Origin of the sequence: Euzebyella marina (assembly GCF_003687485.1) — a bacterium.
Taxonomy (GTDB): Bacteria; Bacteroidota; Bacteroidia; order Flavobacteriales; family Flavobacteriaceae; genus Euzebyella; species Euzebyella marina.
In genome coordinates this window covers 932,972-953,220 of record NZ_CP032050.1, presented here as the reverse complement: position 1 = coordinate 953,220, position 20,249 = coordinate 932,972, and the positions used below count along the sequence as shown (strand labels likewise).

General features: G+C 40.8%; 15 protein-coding genes. 1 reads left to right on the top strand and 14 read right to left on the bottom strand.

All coding sequences use genetic code 11. The features are described 5' to 3' along the window. Window positions 1-4: 4 nt before the first annotated feature. From ruvA to ruvB, 7 genes are all read right to left on the bottom strand, one after another. Window positions 5-586, bottom strand: a complete 582-nt coding sequence (gene ruvA / locus D1013_RS03890) for a Holliday junction branch migration protein RuvA (RefSeq protein WP_121847638.1) — start codon at window positions 584-586, stop codon at window positions 5-7. 7 nt (window positions 587-593) lie between these two features. Then, entirely contained in the window at window positions 594-2,888 is a 2,295-nt protein-coding gene (locus D1013_RS03885; RefSeq protein WP_121847637.1) for an NADP-dependent malic enzyme, read from the bottom strand. A gap of 190 nt (window positions 2,889-3,078) precedes the next feature. Further along, window positions 3,079-4,530 carry an MFS transporter gene (locus D1013_RS03880; protein ID WP_121847636.1) on the bottom strand — a complete coding sequence of 484 codons (1,452 nt, stop codon included), beginning with the start codon at window positions 4,528-4,530 and terminating at the stop codon, window positions 3,079-3,081. Between the two features lie 128 nt (window positions 4,531-4,658). Further along, window positions 4,659-6,122, bottom strand: a complete 1,464-nt coding sequence (gene gtfA / locus D1013_RS03875) for a sucrose phosphorylase (RefSeq protein ID WP_121847635.1) — start codon at window positions 6,120-6,122, stop codon at window positions 4,659-4,661. Between the two features lie 247 nt (window positions 6,123-6,369). Next, on the bottom strand, window positions 6,370-7,293 hold the full coding sequence (gene queG, locus D1013_RS03870) for a tRNA epoxyqueuosine(34) reductase QueG (protein ID WP_121847634.1): 924 nt from the start codon (window positions 7,291-7,293) through the stop codon (window positions 6,370-6,372). A gap of 52 nt (window positions 7,294-7,345) precedes the next feature. After that, complete coding sequence (locus tag D1013_RS03865) at window positions 7,346-8,677, bottom strand: cytochrome P450 (protein ID WP_121847633.1); 1,332 nt, start codon at window positions 8,675-8,677, stop codon at window positions 7,346-7,348. Between the two features lie 15 nt (window positions 8,678-8,692). After that, window positions 8,693-9,715: a Holliday junction branch migration DNA helicase RuvB gene (gene ruvB, locus D1013_RS03860; protein WP_121847632.1), complete on the bottom strand. Its 1,023-nt coding sequence runs from the start codon at window positions 9,713-9,715 to the stop codon at window positions 8,693-8,695. 139 nt (window positions 9,716-9,854) lie between these two features. On the opposite strand from ruvB, the gene D1013_RS03855 reads away from it, so the two are divergent. Continuing rightward, complete coding sequence (locus D1013_RS03855; protein WP_121847631.1) at window positions 9,855-12,119, top strand: acyl-CoA dehydrogenase family protein; 2,265 nt, start codon at window positions 9,855-9,857, stop codon at window positions 12,117-12,119. Here D1013_RS03855 and D1013_RS03850 read toward each other — a convergent pair whose 3' ends face one another. The 7 genes from D1013_RS03850 to nrfD all read right to left on the bottom strand — a co-directional run bounded on the left by D1013_RS03850 (window position 12,120) and on the right by nrfD (window position 20,246). After that, window positions 12,120-12,941, bottom strand: coding sequence for a GIN domain-containing protein (locus D1013_RS03850; RefSeq protein WP_121847630.1), 822 nt, complete (start codon window positions 12,939-12,941; stop codon window positions 12,120-12,122). Between the two features lie 97 nt (window positions 12,942-13,038). After that, window positions 13,039-14,868, bottom strand: coding sequence for a cytochrome c oxidase subunit I (locus D1013_RS03845; RefSeq protein WP_121847629.1), 1,830 nt, complete (start codon window positions 14,866-14,868; stop codon window positions 13,039-13,041). A gap of 59 nt (window positions 14,869-14,927) precedes the next feature. After that, window positions 14,928-16,013 carry a cytochrome c oxidase subunit II gene (locus D1013_RS03840; RefSeq protein ID WP_121847628.1) on the bottom strand — a complete coding sequence of 362 codons (1,086 nt, stop codon included), beginning with the start codon at window positions 16,011-16,013 and terminating at the stop codon, window positions 14,928-14,930. Window positions 16,014-16,047: 34 nt separating this feature from the next. Beyond that, window positions 16,048-17,382, bottom strand: a complete 1,335-nt coding sequence (locus D1013_RS03835; protein ID WP_121847627.1) for a quinol:cytochrome C oxidoreductase — start codon at window positions 17,380-17,382, stop codon at window positions 16,048-16,050. A 16-nt stretch (window positions 17,383-17,398) separates the two neighbouring features. Further along, window positions 17,399-17,962, bottom strand: a complete 564-nt coding sequence (locus tag D1013_RS03830) for a c-type cytochrome (RefSeq protein WP_121847626.1) — start codon at window positions 17,960-17,962, stop codon at window positions 17,399-17,401. Window positions 17,963-17,964: 2 nt separating this feature from the next. Next, on the bottom strand, window positions 17,965-18,495 hold the full coding sequence (locus D1013_RS03825; RefSeq protein ID WP_121847625.1) for a DUF3341 domain-containing protein: 531 nt from the start codon (window positions 18,493-18,495) through the stop codon (window positions 17,965-17,967). A 2-nt stretch (window positions 18,496-18,497) separates the two neighbouring features. After that, window positions 18,498-20,246, bottom strand: a complete 1,749-nt coding sequence (gene nrfD / locus D1013_RS03820) for a helix-hairpin-helix domain-containing protein (RefSeq protein WP_121847624.1) — start codon at window positions 20,244-20,246, stop codon at window positions 18,498-18,500. Window positions 20,247-20,249: the final 3 nt, after the last annotated feature.

The following is a 20,249-nucleotide window of genomic DNA, read 5'->3' as shown; positions in this document are numbered from 1 at the left end:
CTTGTTACAAATTTTTAAGCGCAAGTTTAATAATGTTCTCCACGCTAAGAGAAGGATCCTGTCCGAGCACTTTATCGACCACCTTTTCAGCAGGTCGTCTTGCAAAGCCAAGAACCTCTAATGCAGATAACGCTTCTTCTTTATTTGTATTGTTTGTTGGTGCCGAAACTTCACCAATATCGTAAACTTTAAGAATTTTGTCTTTAAGGTCTAGAATAACCCGTTGTGCTGTCTTTGCCCCTATCCCTTTTATAGACTGTATTGAGGTAACATCCCCATTGGCAATGGCATCTCTAATTTGTGTGGGGTTCATCGATGAGAGCATGGTTCTTGCTATACTTGAACCTATGCCCGAAACGGATAGAAGTAATCTAAAAATTTCGCGCTCAGAACGCTCGGCAAAACCGAACAATGTGTGCGCATCTTCCTTTATTTGTAGATGGGTAAATAAATTGATGCTTTCTGAATCGCTAATCTTCGAAAAGGTGTGTAGAGAAATGTTCACAAAATAGCCAACACCACCGCATTCTATAACGACATAGGTTGGGGTTTTCTCTACCAATTTACCTTTAAGATGATGAATCATGCTTTATCTAATGGGCCGATTTCGCTTTTCTTCTTTTTTCACGTTCTTGGGCATCAATAACAGCCACAGCAGTCATGTTGACCATTTCGTCAACACTGGCCCCTAATTGAAGTATATGTACTGAACGACGCAACCCTACCATGATCGGACCAATGGAGTCTGCCTTGTTCAATTCTTTCAATAGCTTATAGGTAATATTCGCCGATTCTAAATTCGGAAAAATAAGGGTATTTACTTTTTTACCGGCTAATTTTGAAAAAGGAAACTGGCTTTGTAGAAGCTCTTTGTTCAGGGCAAAATCTGTTTGAATTTCACCATCGACCACCAGCTTAGGGTTTGATTCATGAAGAATGCGAACAGCCTCACGCACTTTTTTGGCATGCGGGTGAGTAGAAGAACCGTAATTCGCATAACTCAACAAGGCCAAAACAGGATCAAAACCGAACGTAGTAGCCACATTTGCCGTATTCTGCGCAATTTCAGCTAGTTCTTCTGCAGTTGGATCAATATTTATAGAAGTATCCGCCAAAAAGAGAGGCCCCATGTCGGTAATCATTATATTGACTGTTGCTACTTTTTTGACGTTGGATGCTCTACCAATCACTTCAAAAATAGGCTTCACCACTGTAGGATAAGCTCTAGAATAGCCAGACACCATTCCGTCGGCATCACCTTCAAGAACCATCATGGCACCAAAATAGTTACGCTCGCGCATTTTTATCTTTGCGCTATATAAAGTGGTACCGCTACGCTTTCTACTTTCCCAAAATTTGGTAGCGTAACGAATATGCTTCTCGTCAAATTCTTCTGAGGTTGGATCTAAAATAGGAATGTCGGCATCAAATTCTAACTCTTTCTTAAGCTCAAGAACGATTTCTTTCTTACCTAATAATATAGGATCGGCTATACCTTCTTCATACACAATCTGCGCCGCCTTTAAAACGTCTAGATGATCCGCTTCGGCAAAAACTATACGTTTTCTATTCAATTTGGCCCTATTGTGAAGCAGACGAACCACCTTGTTATCATTACCCGACCGCTGCATCAATTCCTCCTTATACTTTTCCCAATCATCAATGGGCTGTTGTGCAATACCACTATCCATTGCGGCTTTTGCTACCGCTGGGGGTATTTCAGAAATCAATCTCGGATCAAAAGGTTTAGGAATGATGTATTCACGATTAAAGGTCAGTCGTGTTTCACCGTAGGCTATATTCACCTGCTCAGGCACCGGTTGCTTGGCCAATTCAGCCAATGCTTTTACAGCGGCCATTTTCATTTCTTCGTTGATACCTGTTGCCCTAACATCGAGAGCGCCTCTAAAAATAAAAGGAAAACCTAGCACGTTGTTCACCTGATTAGGGTGATCCGATCGCCCCGTTGCCATAATGATATCTTTTCGAGTCTCACAGGCCAGATTATAATCTATTTCAGGGTTCGGATTCGCCATCGCAAAAACAATCGGGTTTTCTGCCATGGAAAGAAGCATTTCAGGGGACACAATATTGGCAATCGATAGACCGATAAAAACATCACTAGCTACCATTGCTTCCTCAAGCGTATTGATATCTTTATCGGTGGCAAATTCCATTTTAGCAGGAGATAGATTCTCGGCATCTTTTCTAATAACGCCCTTACTATCAAGCATCACAATATTCTCTGCCTTGGCGCCGAATGCCTTATATAATTTAGTACAGGACACAGCTGCCGCACCAGCCCCGCTGATCACAATTTGAACATCTTCCATCTTCTTGCCGGCCAATTCCAAAGCATTTAAAAGAGCCGCCGCAGAAATAATGGCCGTACCATGCTGATCATCATGCATCACGGGTATATCGAGTTCCTCTTTTAATCTCCGTTCTATCTCGAAAGCTTCAGGAGCCTTGATATCTTCAAGGTTGATTCCACCAAAGGTCGGGGCGATGTTTTTAACCGTTTGAACAAAATCGTCTACATTTTCGGTATCTACTTCAATATCGATACCGTCAATATCTGCAAAAATCTTAAAGAGAAGTCCTTTACCCTCCATAACGGGTTTAGACGCCTCAGGACCAATATTTCCCAAGCCCAAAACGGCGGTACCGTTTGAAATAACCGCTACCAAGTTTCCTTTTGACGTGTATTTGTAGACATTTGCTTTGTCTTTCGCAATTTCCAAGCAAGGCTCGGCCACACCAGGAGAATAAGCTAACGCCAAATCTCGTTGAGTGGCGTACGGTTTGGTGGGCACTATTTTAATCTTACCGGGTTGAGGTTTGGCGTGGTAAATCAAGGCTTCTCGCCTTTGTTTCTGTTTGCTCATCGTGTTCTCCTTTGGGCTTCAAATTTAATAGTATTCTTCGTATAACATAGAAAAAGATTGAGAGCTAACACATTCTAGACACTGAGGGTTAGTTTTATCACTCTTTAAAAAGACATTCAACCACTTAAACATCCCAAAAAAATAAGAGCGGGCACATTTCTGTATCCCGCTCTAAACAAACAACTTAACTCTAAACAACTATTTTCTCGTCTTCTTTGGAAATATGAAGACGCAGGGCCAGCAACGCTGCAATGATGAAGAAGACGCCACCGAAAAGAATGGCGTTCACAGCATTATTGCCCAGTATATTTTTTATTATAAAACCAAAAGAAACGGTTTGAATCAACATAGGAATTACAATCATCATATTCACGATGCCCATATAAACTCCTCTTCTGTCTTCGGGAATGACCTTCGAAACCATAGCATAAGGTATACCCATCATTGCCGCCCACCCAATACCGAAAAGTACCATTGGCAGTAAAAGCGCATATTGATCATTGATGAAAGGCATGCTCAGCATGGCTATTCCCGTTAAGACCAAGCTGAGAACATATACCATTTTTGAACTATATTTTCTAGCAATGGGCACCAATAAAAGTGCCACCACCATCGTAACAAGATTATAGGCACCGTTCATAAGACCAGTTTGGGCCAACGCCTGTTCCGATAAGGATTGGATATTTTGTGCGAAGGCCACATCGCCCGTGCCAATTACACCACCTGAATTGCATGCGGCCATAATAGATTCAAACTTTTCGTTATCACCATCGGATATACCGAACATACTCGTGCGCAGCATGGGCGTAATAAACTGCCAATAAACAAAAAGAGCGTACCATTGAAATAGATAGACCCCGGCCAATCTCCACATTAATTTAGGCATGTGGCCGATAGCGTTGAATATTTCAACAAAAGGCGCCACTAATCTTGAAACCAAAGGTTTTCGGGAATGCTCTTCAATATGCTTTATCTCTTCTGGGGATGGTGGTATCTCAGGTGTCTTATAAACCGACCAAAGAATGGTCGCCAATGAGGCAATTGCCCCTAAAAAGAAAGAATAATATACCCACTTGGGAATTATGGAAACAACTTCTGTGGTAGTCGAACATAGGGTACCCGCTTCCGTCGGAACACTGAACCAATCTTGAAACAAGAACAAAGAAAAATTGGCCAAGGTAATGCCAGCTCCCACAAACAGACTTTGCATCTGAAAACCATAGGTTAGTTGGTCATCCGGTAATTTATCGCCTACAAAAGCCCGATAAGGCTCCATTGCGGTATTATTTGCGGCATCTAAAATCCAAAGTAATCCTACCGCGAACCAAAGTTCAGAACTAAAAGGAAAGGCAAAAAGACAAAGACTTGCCGTTATGGCCCCAATTAAAAAGAAAGGTTTTCTTCTACCCCATCTGGGCGACCATGTTTTATCGGAAATGGCCCCGATTATAGGCTGAATCAAAAGACCAGTTACCGGCCCGGCCAGGTTTAATAAAGGAAGTTCTTCATGATGTGCTCCAAGAAATGAAAAAATTGGATTGACAGCAGTTTGCTGCAGGCCAAAACTGAACTGAATGCCGAAGAAACCGACATTCATATTCCATATCTGCCAAAAACTTAAAGCTGGCCTTTTAATTTTCATGATCTTTCAATTTGCTCAGGTTATACACTAAACAAGATAGCGTTTTAACAGGGCATTTACTAAATGCAATATGATTAATCAAAAAGTCAATTCTCAAGCCCACTTCGTAAAAAGAAGCGGCTTGCTAATCAATCCATAAAAGTCAATTGTTTTGACCCGGTATCATGGCTATAAGCTATGCTTACATCCATAACTTCTAAATCTACTATCAATTCTGACCAAGCCCTACCGTTGTTCCATTTTAGATGCAACACCTCATCATCACCATCAACTATTTCAAAAATACCTTGAAAAGAAGCATGCGTGTTTCTAAGAAAAATCAGCTCACTGAATTGCTCAAAGAACTCGGTATGTACTTTACGCCTAATTTCCTCTTTAGTGAAATAATGCCTGTTGATATCTCTACCTACATTGGTCTCTTTCAACAATTGCATATCGTTTTCACCCGCCAAAAGGCCCACGTAATAAATCTGAGGTATTCCCGGAACAAAAAATTGTATACTTCGAGCTATCAAGTAAAGCTTTTCGTCTTTGCCCAAAGCTTCGAAATACGTACAATTGACTTGGTACAAATCAAGGTTGGAAGCAGCGGCGCCCGTAGCCTTTCGACTAGTGCCATCACTATTAATGTGCATTTGCTCAACTATTTCGCTAAGCACCTCGTCTTCTACCAAACCCGGTTCGCCCTCATCTGAAGCTACGTCAACAATCCCTATTCCATCATGGGTATCTAGAACAGTGATCACGTTTCTAGGTGCTATTTCAAGCCACTTCTTCAGATTCTTTGATGTTTTATTGAATAGGGTATCCAATACCAAAACGGGCAGGGCAAAATCGTAGACATAATCAACCCTACTGGCAATCTCAATTTGAGTTTTATAGAAGGAGTGTATTTCAACCAATACCGACATACCCCTTAACCTTGCCTTTTCAGTAATCGATGAGATAAAGTCAAAAGTTTCATCAATCATAAAACAAGAGGTGCCGGCCTTTTTAATGGCATAACCGGCAGCATCAAGTCGAATCATTGAAACACCGGCCTTTTGAAAGGTATTCAATATCGATTCTAGATATTGGACTCCCTTTTTAGACGTAACATCAATATCTATCTGATTAGCCGTGAAGGTCGTCCAAACGTTTTTCTGTTCTCCATTTTCCAGTTGAAAATTGGTGAAGGGCAATCCCGGCCTTGGCCTATAAATCTTCTTAATCTCTTCTTCAGTAATACCGTTTGGAAAGACTTTATCTTCGGTCAGTATCAATTCTGCATATTCAGAGTCATCCCCCTTCTTTAAATAATCTGCGAATTGTTTCGATTTGGCCGAGATATGATTGACAATCAAATCTGCCATTATCTCTATCTGACCACTTAACTTATTTAAATCTGACCAATCACCTAATCTCGGATCTATTTGCGTATGATCGATGGGGTCAAAACCGGCATCTTCACCATCGATGGGGTTAAAAAAAGGAAGTATGTGCACCCCACCGAAAAGACCTTTGAAGCGAGTTTCAAAAAGGTGAGACAATTCGGTAATATTTTTGCATCCCAAACGATCAACATAAGTGATCAATTGCACTTTGTTCTGCATAAGTTGATTGAGTAAATTCTAAGTTTAAGTTAAGATAAATAGCTCTTGAAAAAATGCAAACTCCCTTAATTTTCAATTACTTTCAAGCAAGATAGAAAACTCAGACCCATTTAGGCAACAATCAAAAATAAGATATCAACCGAAAACGTTAGAGGATGAAAAAAGTTTTTAAAAGGCTATCTAAAAGGTCAAAAAATCATCAATAGAGCCAGTTTTTCCACCTGATGTAAGCCTACAATCAGGGCTTTTATTTTTTTAAAAAATCAATATTTCTTTTTAATCCTGAAAATTTTGTTCTCTTAACCGCTGACTTTTTGAATACCTTTTTGAAAACATCTTCGGTCATTTCCTCCCAATCTTTTTTTGACATGTTCAACAGGTCAGGATGCGGGTCGAAGAGCAGCTCTCTATGAGGTTTTGAGAATCGGTTCCAAGGGCAAACATCTTGGCACAAATCACAACCAAAAGCCCAATCATCAAACTTGCCCTGAAATTCATCTGGAATTTCATTTTTTAGCTCTATGGTAAAGTAAGAAATACATTTACTACCGTCTACCACATAAGGTTCTACTATGGCATTGGTCGGACAGGCATCGATACAGGCCGTACAGGTACCACAATGGTCGGTGACGGGTGTATCATAATCAAGTTCTAAGTCGACAATCAATTCGGCAATAAAGTAGAAAGAGCCTACTTGTTGGGTCAATAGATTACTGTTTTTCCCAATCCACCCCAAACCACTTTTTGCCGCCCAAGCCTTATCAAGAACAGGCGCCGAGTCGACAAAGGCACGACCGTTTACTTCTCCTATTTCCTCCACGATAAAATTATGCAGTTCTCGCAGCTTGCTCTTGATTACATGATGGTAATCTTGGCCATAGGCGTACTTCGAAATTTTATATGTGCTGGATTTCTGCTCCTCTTCAGGATAATAATTTAGGAGTAAAGATATGACCGACTTCGCCCCATCTACCAGTAAACGTGGGTCTAGCCGCTTATCAAAATGATTTGCCATATACCCCATCTCGCCATGCATTTGGTTGTTGAGCCACTTCTCTAATCGAGGGGCTTCCGCTTCAAGAAACTCGGCCTTGGAAATACCACAGGACAAAAAGCCTAATCGCGCAGCTTCTTGTTTTATGAGTTCACTATAGCGAGATTTGTTGTACACAATAATGGATGGTTTACCGAGAGGTTAATCGTATTTGAACCAAGTTAGGAGCTTACCTCTTTTCAAGTTTAAGAAAAACGTTTTGAGGTTTAAGGGAAATAAGTGGATTTATTTCTACTTTCTCGGAAGCAGCGCTCACTCTATAATCTTTAAGAATCGTACTAATTACCATAATCATTTCGAACATGGCAAAATTATTACCGACACACATTCTCGGCCCTGCCCCAAAAGGATAATAGAAATCACTATAATCCTTACTATTCAACTCATTAAATCGGGTAGGATCAAAAGCTTCGGGTTCACGCCAAAACTTCTTACTTCTGTGCAACTCGTACATACTCATCAACCAAACGGTTCCCTTTTCAAAACTTCTGTTTTTAATGGTATCATCTCCTAAACTTACCCGGTCTATGACATACACAGGAGGATACAAGCGCATTGCTTCTTCAATACAGTTTTTGACCAATTGAGCCTGCCCTATGGCCGACATGATATCCTCTGAAAAATTCAACTCTTTTATTTCATCAAAAATATCTTCTTGCCATTGAGGGTGTTTTGCCAATAAAAACAGGGTGAAACTCAGTGCATTTGCCGTTGTTTCATGGCCTGCAGTAAACAGGATCAAAACTTCATCTATCAATTGTCTTCTAGACATGGGCGAACCATCTTCATACCTTGCTTTCAACAGCATATCAAGAAGGTCATCTTTTTCTTCGGCCAAATCGACCCGCTCTTCGATAATCTCGTTCAAGAGATTTCTAGCTTCTTCAGCCTTGGCCAAATGCCGATTTGTTTTTCCGGAAAGTTGAAACCACCATTTAAGGTAGGGTTGCCTCATTTCTTTGATCAACATTTCTTGGTTGGTTTCCGTGATATGCTGCAACTTGCGCATTCGCTTTCGCAGATTGTCGGCGCTGAATAAAGACTGCGCAACCACTTGAAAAGCTATATCACCCATAATGGGAAATATGTCAATAGTATCAGCTTGGTTTAATCTTTCAAGTTCTTGCTCTATACTTGAAAGCATAATTGACAATAGACCCTGCAACTTTCTTTTATGAAAAGCCGGCTGGACCATTCTACGATGGGCACGCCAGAAATCACCATTCGAAGTCAGTAGACCGTTACCGATGTATTTGGCCAAATCTTTGGTCTGTAAAGAAGACTTGTAATAATTCTTGTGGTTTTTTTGGAGAATGTATTTGATAGTTTCCGCATCACGCGTAAACACGACTCTACCGCCTATGCCAATATTTACTTTGAAGGTATCACCGAATTTTTCGAAGTTTTCTTGATGAAAGGGTAAAGGGTTTTTAAGTATCCGTTTTCGGTTTTTGAAAACTTCAACCTGGGAAATAGTCACCAAGTCATCACTCTTCTTCATAAAAAAACCATCATTCTAAAACAATCCTTGCTGGGTACCTGGCTTAGTTTTTCCCAAGTGCTTATATGCCAATTCGGTCACTTCTCTACCTCGTGGTGTACGCATGATGAAACCTTGCTGAATCAAAAATGGTTCATAAACCTCTTCAATCGTTTCGGCGCTCTCTGAAACCGCAGTGGCCAGTGTTGTAATACCGACAGGGCCCCCTTTAAACTTGTCAATAATGGTAGAAAGTATCTTATTATCCATTTCATCGAGGCCGTGAGCATCAACGTTCAAAGCTTTTAATCCAAACTTTGAAATCTCTATATCAATAGTTCCGTTACCCTTTATCTGAGCAAAATCGCGAACCCTTCTTAAAAGGGCATTACAAATTCTGGGAGTACCACGGCTGCGACCCGCTATTTCAATGGATGCCTCGGTACTGATAGGAACTCGAAGAATATCGGCACTACGCTGTACTATGGTCGAAAGAAGCTCTGTATCATAATACTGTAATCGGCTAGAGATGCCAAACCTGGCACGCATGGGTGCCGTGAGCAAACCCGAACGTGTAGTGGCCCCAATCAATGTAAACGGATTGAGGTTAATCTGCACGGTACGTGCATTTGGGCCTGTTTCGATCATAATATCAATCTTATAATCTTCCATCGCCGAGTATAAATATTCTTCAACAATGGGGCTCAACCTATGAATCTCATCTATAAAAAGAACATCTCTTTCGTCAAGATTGGTAAGTAGACCTGCCAAATCACCTGGTTTATCGAGAACGGGGCCCGAAGTAACCTTTATACCTACACCCAATTCATTGGCCAGAATATGGGCCAAGGTAGTTTTACCCAAACCCGGAGGGCCATGAAATAGCGTATGGTCTAAGGCTTCATCCCTTTGGTTGGCCGCCTGTACAAAAATCTTAAGATTTTCCAATACCTGCTGCTGACCTGTAAAGTCGTCAAACGTTACCGGCCTAAGTGCCTTTTCAATATCAATTTCCTCAGAAGAAAAATGCTCGCCGGTGGGGTCTAGATATTCATTCATACGATAACAAATATAAGGTAAAGCAGCCACAAGTAAATAGTCTCAATATTCGATATCAGTCAAATCTACAACCTTCAAATAGCTATCAATCGAAAAAATCATATCCTCATAAAGTCAGAAAAAATTGTAAATTCATTTCATGCAAACAATGACTTTTACGCAACAGCTACTTCAGTACATTCCGTTTTTTTATGTAATCTGGTCAGATGACTTGGTTACCATTTCTGAAATAAATGTAGTTCAGAACACCATCGAAAAAGACCAAACACTTTCAAGAGAAGAGAAAGACACTCTATTGTCCTGGCTCAATCCAGATAAACCACCACGAGATAGCGAGATGAAACAATGGAAACACACTATCAGTAATTCAAACGAACGACTGATTGAAAGTGAAACCTACCCGTTGACTTCGTTTAGCAATAGGGTTGCTTCTCATTACCACGGCCCGGTGGATTTTAATGAAAGTCTGAAACACATCGAAATCAATTTAGGAATTCAACCCAATCATTACAATCACTTGTTCGATGTAGAGGTCAAACATGCGTCTACCTCTACTTACTATAATCCAAAAGAACTAGACCAAATACTAAAAGGCAAACATGCCAATCTAATCGATGCCTTTAGGGAAACTCTGAACCATTCCATTTTCAAGTGGGACATTCACCGAGACAAAGAAGACTTTAGAAACATTGTACTAGATCAAGTAAAATTCTTGGCCGGTAAAGGATATGGGGCAATGGCCTATCCCGAAGCTTACGGCGGAAACAATGATATGGAGGGTTATGCCCACATGTTTGAGAACATGATGTACGTTGACGGTAGTCTTACCATAAAATTCGGGGTGCAATTCGGCCTGTTTGGTGGCAGTATTCAAAAATTGGGCACTAAAGAGCATCATGACAAATATTTGACAGACACAGGTAAAACATCACTGTTAGGGTGTTTTGCCATGACCGAGACGGGTCATGGGTCTAATGTCAGGGGAATAAAGACCACGGCCACTTACGATAAGGCCACCGACCAGATTATCATTCACACCCCCGGTAAGAATGACAACAAAGAGTACATCGGCAATGCACTTCATTCTAAAATGGCATCGGTGTTTGCCCAACTGATCGTTAACGGAAAAAATGAGGGTGTTCATGCCATATTGGTTCCGTTACGGGATGAGAACCATGAACTGTTGCCCGGAGTTACCGTTAAGGATAATGGCTATAAGCTGGGCTTAAACGGTGTCGACAACGGAAAAATATGGTTTGATCAAGTTGCCGTACCAAGAAAAAATCTGCTAAATAAATATGGGGAAATTACAGATGACGGAAAGTACCGCTCTGAAATAAAAAATGCCAACAAACGCTTTTTTACCATGTTGGGTACTTTGGTCGGTGGACGTATTTGTGTGGCTAGAGCCGGGCTGGCCGGTGCCAAGTTTGCTTTGACCGTAGCCGTCAAACATGCTCTAAAACGTCGCCAATTCAATGATAGCATTAAGGTTCAGGAAGATTTGTTGATTGACTATCCTTCCCATCAATTAAGATTGACACCGTTGGTCGCGAGTGCCTATGTTTATCACTTTGCATTAGACCAAATGATGGAGTCTTATTGTGATGAAAAACAACCCGACAAGCGGGTTATTGAAACCCAAGTGGCTGGGCTCAAATCTATCATCACTTGGTATGCCAATAATAGTATTCAAGAGTGTCGCGAAGCGTGCGGGGGCAAAGGTTATTTGCTAGAGAACCGAATTGCCGATTTAAAGGGAGATGTAGACATTTTTACCACATTTGAGGGAGATAACACCGTTTTACTTCTTTTGGCGGCCAAGGGCGTTCTAAGTGATTTTAAAGCGGAGTTCAATAGTGCAGGCTTTACTTCAGTATTGAAAATATTGGGTATGCAACTCAATAACACACTTACAACCATCAATCCGGTATATTCCAACAAAGTCGATAAAGAGCACCTTTACAATATCAAATTTCATAAGCACGCCTTCAACTATAGAACAAGACGCCTCACCTACACCTTGGCTATGCGCATACGAAACTATATCAAACAAGGTATGCCATCATATCAAGCATTCTTAAAAGTACAGACCCATTTGCTTACTTTAGGCAAGGCGTACAGTACCGAATTGGCGTACAATACCTTTATTGGAAAGATAGAGCAGCTTTCAGAAGACAAGAACAAAGCTTTGCTTTTCAAGCAAGGTACCCTTTTTGCCCTGCATGAAATAAGAAAGGATGCGGAATGGTACTTGGAACAGGGCTATATCGGAAGCACTAAATCAAAGGCCATACGCCAAAGGGTTGAACGCCTCTGCACAGAGCTACGACCCCATATCGGTTCGTTGGTCGACGGCTTCGGAATTCCAGAGCATTGTTTAACGGCTCCGATAGCACATTAACTATTTCTCCTTATGTAATTCAGATGTATCGGCAAACTCTAGAATAGTTATTGCTGGTGAGCCGTACAAATGGGTTTTTGACGAACCATTTGAAGTCAATTCCAAAGAATTAATGGCGTTGACTTCGGCAGAGGAGGAATGTTGTAGATTGAGAAAAACTTTCTCAGCTTCCAACCTCTCTCCTTTTAGACTAGAATTTTCCATCAAATCTGCAAAAAGCTCGTTGGCAGTACCCTCCATTTTGGCACCGGCATTCTTATACATCTTCACATTGTTCAAATCACTTACCGTATATATACGGGCGTCGGACTTATCTTTTAGTACAAAACTCATTTCACCACCGGTAAGACTAAATTCACCGGAGCTGCTACCCTCCATATTCACATTTATTAATTGCGAATCGGCCGTAAGTTCAATTTTCGAAGACCCAAAAGTATTCACATATAGCTCATTTGAATTGAGTACGCCATCCAGAATAATTTTTCCGTCATTCACTGTAATGGCGTTTACGTAATTGTATTGAATGGTGATATCCAGTTTCTTTTTCCCGGTGATATTGTAAAACGAACTAATGACCAATGTGCTATCTTCCACCCTGAATTTCAAAACGTCGATTAAGTTATCATCCGCGGTAATCTCATATCCTTCTTCAGAACTATACTGTAGATGAATTTCCAAGTCGTCATTCAATTCAATTGCACTAAAAGCAGGTAAGGTTTCCTGTACATCAACAACGTTTTTATTGCCCTTTATTTTTGGTTTTCTCTGTGCCGAAATCTGGCCTACAACCAATAAAGTCAATAGCAAGATAAAATATCTCATATGTAAAATTTTATACCCAATAGGAGTTACTATCTAATATATCAAAAAAAATACCCAACTATAATAGCCGGGCATTTTTATTTGAGTTAGCCTATTTCTAGTGCTGTAGTTCCTCTTCATCTTTCTGAAGGGGTACCGTTTGCGGAACAAAATCTTGTCCTGGTATAATATATTCTCCGTTCTCGTCTACTTTGCTGTAGTCGTAAGCCCATCTGTGTACTTCTGGTATAGCGCCTTCCCAGTTACCGTGTATGTGCTTGGTTCCTGTTGTCCATTCCAAAGTATTCGATTTCCATGGGTTTTGCGGTCCGACTTTTCCGTAGAAAACACTGCTGATAAAGTTGTATACAAATACTAACTGAGCTAGACCCGCAATAAGCGCGAAAACCGTCATAAGAACTTGTACGTCCGTCAATTCATCAAACATTGGGAACGCCGTATTCTGGTAGTATCTTCTAGGAACACCGGCCATACCAACGAAGTGCATTGGGAAGAATACCCCATAGGCACAAATCGCGGTAACCCAAAAATGCACATAACCTAGATTCTTGTTCATCATTTTGCCTTCGAACATTTTAGGGAACCAGTGATACACCCCTGCGAACATTCCGTAAAGTGCAGATATACCCATTACCAGGTGAAAGTGGGCCACTACGAAATAAGTATCATGAACATTGATATCCAATGTACTATCACCTAATATAATTCCCGTTAGACCACCTGTAATGAAGGTTGACACCAAACCAATTGAAAATAACATGGCTGGGTTCAACTGCAAGTTACCTTTCCAAAGCGTAGTAATGTAGTTAAATGCTTTAACTGCGGAAGGAATCGCAATCAATAATGTGGTAAATGTAAATACCGAACCTAGGAATGGATTCATTCCTGAGATGAACATATGGTGCCCCCATACTATGGTTGAAAGAAATGCGATAGCTAAAATGGATGCAATCATTGCACGGTAACCAAAGATTGGCTTGCGCGCATTGGTCGACATGATTTCTGAAGTAATACCCAATGCAGGAAGCAAAACGATATATACTTCAGGGTGACCCAAGAACCAAAACAAGTGTTCGAATAATACTGGTGAACCACCTTGATAGTGCAATACCTCACCTTGGATAAAAATATCACTTAAGAAAAATGAGGTACCGAAACTTCTATCCATAATCAGCAATAAAGCAGCTGATAAAAGAACAGGGAACGAAATGATACCGATAATTGCGGTTACAAAGAATGCCCAAATAGTCAAAGGAAGCCTTGTCATAGACATACCTTTGGTACGTAGATTAATTACTGTAACTACATAGTTAAGAGACCCTAATAAGGATGATGCGATAAAAATAGCCATTGAAACCAACCATAACGTCATACCCAAACCAGAACCTGGCTGCGCCATCGGTAGGGCACTTAACGGCGGATAAATGGTCCATCCTGCCGCCGCGGGTCCTGCTTCAATAAATAGGGAAGCAACCATGACCACACAAGAGACAAAGAACATCCAGAAAGAAAGCATGTTCATGAATCCGGATGCCATATCACGCGCGCCAATTTGCAAAGGAATCAAAAGGTTACTGAACGTACCACTTAACCCTTGCGTCAATACAAAGAAAACCATCAATGTACCATGAATGGTTACCAATGCCAAATAGATATCAGCATCCATGACCCCTTCAGGAGCCCATTTACCTAGAACAGCTTCAAAAATAGCAAACGACTCACCTGGCCACGCCAATTGCATACGGAAAAGCAATGACATCGCTATACCTAAGAAGCCCATAATCAATACCCCTGTTATAAAGTATTGCTTGGCAATCATCTTATGGTCTTGACTGAATATGTACTTGGTTACAAAAGTCTCTTTGTGATGGTGCCCATGGTCATCATGTGCATGGTCATCTACGTGTGCATGTGCTGTAACGGACATAAAATCTTAATTTTATAATTTTCTTTTATAGCTTCAACTATACCAACTTCACCTCAATTCTACTGCATGTTCATTGCAGTCTCAGAACTATCTTGTTTTAAAACTGTTTCTGCAAATGTACCTTGCTCAGCCAACCAAGAATCATATTCTTCTTGAGTTTCAACTATAATCTTCATTTGCATGTTGTAATGAGATTTACCACATATTTTGTTGCAGAGCAAAATATAATCGAACTGCCAAGGATCCGAGTTCTCTTCACCGTTAGCCGCCCTCTCCGCTCTGATCTCATTTGTTCTCTTAACCTTATCTCTAACATCAGCATTCTGACGCATTTCTGATGTAGTATAAATGGGTGTAAAAGAGAATTCGGTAATCATACCAGGAACACAGTTCATCTGCGCCCTAAAGTGAGGCATATAGGCTGAGTGCAAAACATCTTGTGATCTCATTTTGAAATTCACTTTTCTGCCAACAGGAAGATGAAGCTCTTTCACAACGATATCATCGGCCGCATAAGAATCTGATTCATCAAGACCTAATATATTGGCTTTATTTATATCGATCATTCTCACGTTGGCATCACCCAAAACATTATCCTCGCCTGCATAACGCGCTGTCCAATTAAACTGTTGAGCATAAAGCTCTACAACGATTGGGTCATCTTCATCATTCACATCCATAATTGTCGTCCACGTGTAAAGACCCCATAAAATCAAACCTGCCAAAACAATTACCGGAATAATGGTCCAGATGAACTCTAAACGGTCATTATCGGCATAGAATAAAGCTTTTTTACCTTCTTCACCACGATACTTGTAACCAAAATAGTGCAATAAGGCTTGAGTTAAGGTTTGAACTATAAAAATGATTACAAACGAAATCAACATCAAGTAATCATAATCTTCACCGTGTCCGGAAGCTGCTTCTGGCAACAAAAACTTAGAATATTTCCAAAAACTGAATATGGTAATACCGTAAATGAAGATCAAGAAAGCGAACAATAGATAACCATTGGTCTTGTTATCTGAATCGTTAGCAATTTGCGAGGTTTCAGCCTTCAACTGTGACAATTCAAATATCTTGGTCATTTGCCAGATAGCAATTGCCACTAATACCAAAACCGCTAAAATCAATACTGTAGTCATCGTATGCTCTACTATTATTCGTTAAAATTACTCTCTAATAATGAAAATGTCTGCTCTCTTCGATAAAAGGGTTTCTCTTAGGCTGTAAAGGAACTGTTGCCAATGCCTTGAACACCCAAAAGATGAACAAACCTGCGAAGAAAAGTACAGCCCCAATCTCAGGAATACCAATCGACCATTGATCACCCACCGTTGCCGGCATAATCATATTGAAAATATCTAAATAGTGACCTGAAAGAATTACGATTCCAGCTAAGACTACAAACCAATTGATTCGTTTATAATCACTGTTCATCAATAATAAAACAGGAAACAAGAAGTTCATTGCTACCATGCCAAAGAAAGGCAATCTAAAGTCTTCGATACGAGTTACGTAGTAGGTCACCTCTTCAGGTATGTTTGAATACCATATCAACATAAATTGAGAGAACCAAAGGTACGTCCAGAAAATACTGATACCGAACATGAATTTTGCCAAATCGTGAATGTGGCTGTTGTTAACATCAGGTAAAAGGCCTTTTGATTTCAAGTAAATGGTTACCATTGCAATAACGGTAATTCCCGAAACCAACATACTAGCAAATACATACCAGCCAAAAAGTGTACTGAACCAGTGAGGATCAACACTCATAATCCAATCCCAAGACATCATAGACTCAGATACCAAATAGAATACCAAGAAACCGGCAGACCATCTAAAGTTCAACTTAAAGTTTGAATTGTCATCTGATTCATCTTGTCTCAAGGATAGTTTTCTTGAATATTCTCTATAAAAAATCCAGCCTCCTAGAAATATAGCCGCTCTTATCAAGAAGAATGTTGGGTTCAAATAACCTACCTTACCTTGAATCAACTCGTCGTGGGCTACCACATCGGCATCCATCCAAACAAATAGGTGGTTCATATGCATGACCGACAAAACCAATATTACAAAAACAATGATTCCACCAGGAACAAGATAAGAGGTAATACCTTCCATTACCCTGAAAAGAAGGGGCGACCAACCAGCTTGTGCAGCACGTTGAATGGCATAAAAAGCCAAGACCCCCAATGAAATCATAAAGAAAAAGAAAGCTCCCACATAAAGGGCAGCCCAAGGCTTGTTTTGCAATTGGTGCAATAAGTGTTCGTCATGTGAAGCGTCGTGTGCCTCACCGTGCGCATCTGCAGCATCACCGTGACCTGCGGCTGGGGCGTGTGCGTCAGCAGCACCATGCCCTCCACCATGACCATCGTCATGACTGGCTACAATGGCCTTTGCTTCCTCAACAGTTCCAGGCGCACCAATAAAACCAATTGCGATACCTAAAAGACCTACCGCCATTAAAATAAAGGAACCTATTTTTAATTTGTTTGAAACCGTGTACATATCGTCTCTCTAGGTATTATTTCGTTAAATCTTGTTTCAATGTCATCACGTACTCCGACACCTGCCACATTTCTTCGGTATTCATTTGCGAGGCATATGAGCCCATTGAATTCAGACCGTATTGAATGGTATGCATGGCAGTACCCACTGTAACATTTCTTGCGGCATCTGCATAGCTTGGCACACCTAAAATCTTTTCTCTTTTTACCAAAGTACCTTGACCGTCACCCTTATCCCCGTGACATATCGCACAATAAATGGTATATAACTGAGCACCCTCTGCCAAGTTCTTTTCGCTGTTCAAAGAATCTAACGGACTTTTCATCACACGAGCCATCTCTTTGCCCTCGATAGTATTTTCGTAAGGATAAGGCAACCAACCTCTCGGAACAGTATGATCAGGTGGCACCATGGCTTCTTGCCCATTAGGAAGAAAATCTACTTCACTATAAGCTTCATAACCTGCCGCCTCATACATGTTGGGCATGTATTGATAATTCGGTTCTTGTTTGTCTCCCCAACAGGAAACCAACAAAAACATGCTAGCAAAGACAATCGATATTTTACTAAAACTGTTCATATTTAATGACTGTTTTTTTCCATTACATTAATCTCAACCGCACCTGTATCCATCAACAATTCGGTAAGTTCTTTTTCATCACCGTGAACATCGATTTCCATTAGAAAATGGTCATCGGTAGTTCTAACATCGGGGTTTTCCGCTTTCTTAAATGGCCATAATCTACTTCTCATATAAAAAGTGATTACCATCAAGTGCGCTGCAAAAAATACGGTAAGCTCGAACATAATCGGGACAAAAGCCGGCATGTTCTCAAGAAAACTAAAACTTGGTTTCCCTCCGATATCCTGCGGCCAATCTTCTATCATGATAAAGTTCATCATCGTAATAGCAACCGTTAGACCTACGCAGCCATACATAAAAGAAGTAATAGCAATACGTGTCGGAGCCAAGCCCATGGCCTTATCTAAACCGTGTACGGGAAAAGGACAATAAACCTCTTCGATGTGATGTTTCGCGGCTTTTACTTTCTTCACCGCATGCATCAAGACATCATCATCATTGTAATATGCATGTATTGTTTTAGATGCCATAGCTATTTCTTATTGTTTAATAAAATTGCCTGACCGGCCCAATCGTCACGTTGTGCCCGTCCTGGAAAGGAACCGGTAATAGAATCTAAAAGGTCATATTCCCTTTCAGTCATTCTACCCACTTGGGCAAAAGTATAAATACCTATTTCGTTCAAGGTAGCTTCCATTTGAGGACCAATACCCTTAATCTGCTTCAAATCATCAGGTGTTTGAGTTGCCGGATCAAAAGTTCCGATAGAACTTAACAAATCATTCACTCCTGTTTTATCACCTACAGTCGGTGCAGGCTCACCCATCAATACATCATCGGTCACTTTTTCTTGCTTTGTAGCAACAGGCTGCATTCTTTCAATCTTATACAAAGGCTTTCCAGCATCACGCAACTTCTTGTATCGGTCACCGGAAGACTTTAAAATCGACTTAACCTCTGCCTGAGCAATTACTGGGAATGTACGTGAGTACAGAAGGAAGAGCACAAAGAAGAAACCGATAGTTCCTATAAAGATTCCTATATCGACAAAGGTCGGCGAGAACATCGTCCAAGAAGAAGGAAGATAATCTCTATGCAACGAAGTAACAATAATTACAAATCGTTCGAACCACATACCTATGTTCACTACAATCGAAATAAAGAAAGAGAACATGATGCTAGTTCTTAATTTCTTGAACCACATAAACTGCGGAGAGAAAACGTTACAAGTCATCATTGACCAGTATGCCCACCAGTAAGGTCCGGTAGCTCTGTTCAAGAAAGCATATTGTTCGTACTCAACACCAGAATACCATGCTACGAAAAGCTCTGTGATGTATGCACACCCAACGATAGAACCCGTAATCATAATCACGATATTCATCAATTCAATATGCTGCACTGTAATATAGGCCTCTAGACTACACACTTTTCTCATGATAATCAAAAGAGTGTTCACCATGGCAAAACCAGAGAAAATAGCCCCAGCAACAAAGTAAGGAGGGAATATCGTGGTATGCCAACCTGGTATTACCGAAGTAGCAAAGTCAAAAGATACAATGGTGTGAACCGAAAGTACCAAAGGTGTTGCCAAACCGGCCAAAACCAAAGAAACTTCCTCAAAGCGCTGCCAGTCTTTCGCACGACCGCTCCATCCAAAACTTAAAAGACTATATATCTTCTTTTGAAAAGGAAGCACCGCCCTATCACGGATCATTGCAAAGTCAGGCAACAAACCTGTCCACCAGAAAACCAATGAAACCGATAAATAAGTTGAAATCGCAAAAACATCCCAAAGAAGAGGTGAGTTAAAGTTCACCCATAAAGACCCGAACTGGTTCGGAATCGGCAGTACCCAATACGCCAACCATGGTCTACCCATGTGAATAATCGGAAAAAGTCCGGCCTGAACCACCGAGAAGATAGTCATCGCCTCAGCCGAACGGTTAATGGCCATTCTCCATTTTTGACGGAACAATAACAATACCGCCGAAATCAATGTACCTGCGTGACCAATACCTACCCACCAAACGAAGTTGGTGATGTCCCAGGCCCAGTTAACGGTCTTGTTCAGACCCCAAGTACCGATACCCGTAGAAATCGTATAGATAATGCAACCGATACCCCAAAGAAAAGCCACCAAGGATATGGAAAAAACAATCCACCAGTGTTTATTGGCCCTTCCTTCTACAGGAGCGGCAATATCCACACTTACATCGTGGTAACCTTTATCCCCTATTACTAGGGGCTTTCGTATAGGTGCTTCGTAATGAGACGCCATATA

What these genes read in the sequence shown, in the direction of transcription:
- D1013_RS03825 (WP_121847625.1), bottom strand. Translation starts at nt 18,495, where the DNA reads ATGGCATCTAAAACAATACATGCATATTACAATGATGATGATGTCTTG.
- D1013_RS03850 (WP_121847630.1), bottom strand. Translation starts at nt 12,941, where the DNA reads ATGAGATATTTTATCTTGCTATTGACTTTATTGGTTGTAGGCCAGATT.
- ruvA (WP_121847638.1), bottom strand. Translation starts at nt 586, where the DNA reads ATGATTCATCATCTTAAAGGTAAATTGGTAGAGAAAACCCCAACCTAT.
- D1013_RS03840 (WP_121847628.1), bottom strand. Translation starts at nt 16,013, where the DNA reads ATGACTACAGTATTGATTTTAGCGGTTTTGGTATTAGTGGCAATTGCT.
- D1013_RS03880 (WP_121847636.1), bottom strand. Translation starts at nt 4,530, where the DNA reads ATGAAAATTAAAAGGCCAGCTTTAAGTTTTTGGCAGATATGGAATATG.
- D1013_RS03865 (WP_121847633.1), bottom strand. Translation starts at nt 8,677, where the DNA reads ATGAAGAAGAGTGATGACTTGGTGACTATTTCCCAGGTTGAAGTTTTC.
- D1013_RS03845 (WP_121847629.1), bottom strand. Translation starts at nt 14,868, where the DNA reads ATGTCCGTTACAGCACATGCACACGTAGATGACCATGCACATGATGAC.
- nrfD (WP_121847624.1), bottom strand. Translation starts at nt 20,246, where the DNA reads ATGGCGTCTCATTACGAAGCACCTATACGAAAGCCCCTAGTAATAGGG.
- D1013_RS03830 (WP_121847626.1), bottom strand. Translation starts at nt 17,962, where the DNA reads ATGAACAGTTTTAGTAAAATATCGATTGTCTTTGCTAGCATGTTTTTG.
- D1013_RS03885 (WP_121847637.1), bottom strand. Translation starts at nt 2,888, where the DNA reads ATGAGCAAACAGAAACAAAGGCGAGAAGCCTTGATTTACCACGCCAAA.
- ruvB (WP_121847632.1), bottom strand. Translation starts at nt 9,715, where the DNA reads ATGAATGAATATCTAGACCCCACCGGCGAGCATTTTTCTTCTGAGGAA.
- D1013_RS03835 (WP_121847627.1), bottom strand. Translation starts at nt 17,382, where the DNA reads ATGTACACGGTTTCAAACAAATTAAAAATAGGTTCCTTTATTTTAATG.
- D1013_RS03855 (WP_121847631.1), top strand. Translation starts at nt 9,855, where the DNA reads ATGCAAACAATGACTTTTACGCAACAGCTACTTCAGTACATTCCGTTT.
- gtfA (WP_121847635.1), bottom strand. Translation starts at nt 6,122, where the DNA reads ATGCAGAACAAAGTGCAATTGATCACTTATGTTGATCGTTTGGGATGC.